At 71.3% G+C, this 1211-nt stretch carries 2 protein-coding genes; one reads left to right on the forward strand and one right to left on the reverse strand.

The genetic code is table 11. The annotated features are described in order from the left end of the window. Positions 1-98 precede the first annotated feature (98 nt). The gene (locus P409_RS34760; RefSeq protein WP_034849524.1) at positions 99-479 is read right to left on the reverse strand and encodes a tautomerase family protein; all 381 of its coding nucleotides are present in this window, start codon (positions 477-479) and stop codon (positions 99-101) included. A gap of 118 nt (positions 480-597) precedes the next feature. Here P409_RS34760 and P409_RS34765 point away from each other — a divergent pair. After that, positions 598-1211, forward strand: a 614-nt coding sequence (locus P409_RS34765) for a LysR family transcriptional regulator (RefSeq protein WP_034849526.1), incomplete at its 3' end; no start/stop codon positions are given.

Raw genomic sequence — 1211 nt, forward strand, 5'->3', positions numbered from 1 at the left:
GCTGTCGCGGCCGCGGCGGGCGGGGCCGTCGGGGCCGGGCCGTTGCGGCGGGGCTGACCGGGGAGGGCCGGCGTCAGGCCGGCCCCTTCCTGCTCCGATCAGGCGTATTGCGCGATGCCGTTGCCGAAGGACCAGTTCTCCTTCGCCACCTCGACCAGGCTGATGAAGACGTCATCGCCGCGCAGGCCCGGGCTCTCGGCCAGCCGGTCGGCGATGCGGCGGTACAGCGCCTGTTTCTGTTCGACCGTGCGGGTGTTGTTGGCGGTGATCTGGATGAACACGACGTCGCCGGTCCGGGCCAGGCCTGGATAGGCCGGGTCGTAGTCGAAGCCGGTGTCGTCATGCTCGTGCACCAGGATGAAGCGGTCGTTCTCCGGCACGTTGAAGGTCTCGCGCATGGCCAGGTAGACGCCGTCGCGGATGGCCTTGATGTGGCCGGCGGGCTTGCCCTTGTGCAGCGAGATCCGGACGAGGGGCATGGCGTGTCTCCGATGTCGGGCGGCGGGTGCCGCGATGCCCCCCGTGTACCGCCGACTTGATCATTTCGGAATGAATTCAATATCACTACCAATGATGACGATCTGAAATGATGAGGCCATGCGCTCCCTCGACCTCGATGCCGTTCAGGCCTTCGTCATGGTCGCCGACCACGGCAGCTTCACCCGGGCGGCCGACGCGCTGGGCGCCACCCAGTCCGGCATCAGTTTGCGGCTCAAGCGGCTGGAGGACCGGCTCGGGGCCCGCCTCTGCGAGCGGACGCCGCGGCTGGTGCGGCTGACGCCGCAGGGCGAAGCCTTCCTGCCGCGGGCGCGGCGGCTGCTGGAGGCGCAGGACGATGCGATCGCCGTGGTCTCGGCCCCGCCGCTGCGGCTGGTGCTGGGCATCAGCGACCATGTCGCGGGGCCGGAGCTGCCGGGGCTGCTGGCCCGGGTGGCAGGGCAGGGGCCCGGCCTGGCGCTGGAGGTCCGGCTCGACCTGTCTCAGGACCTGCTCGTCGACTACGACGCCGGCCTGCTCGACGCGGTGATCGTCCGCCGCGATGCCGGCCGCCGCGACGGCGAGGCGCTGTTCCGCGACGAGTTCGGCTGGTTCGCCTCGACCGGCTGGCACCACCGTCCGGGCGACCCGCTGCCGTTGGTCACCCGGGCGGCGCGTTGCGGCGTGCGAACGGTGGCGCTGCGCGCGCTCGACACCGCCGGAATCGCCTGGGC

The organism is Inquilinus limosus MP06 (assembly GCF_000767795.1).
Taxonomy (GTDB): Bacteria; Pseudomonadota; Alphaproteobacteria; order DSM-16000; family Inquilinaceae; genus Inquilinus; species Inquilinus limosus_E.

Bases quoted from the DNA above. Each gene is read 5' to 3' on its own strand.
- P409_RS34760 (WP_034849524.1), bottom strand. From the start codon at position 479: ATGCCCCTCGTCCGGATCTCGCTGCACAAGGGCAAGCCCGCCGGCCAC.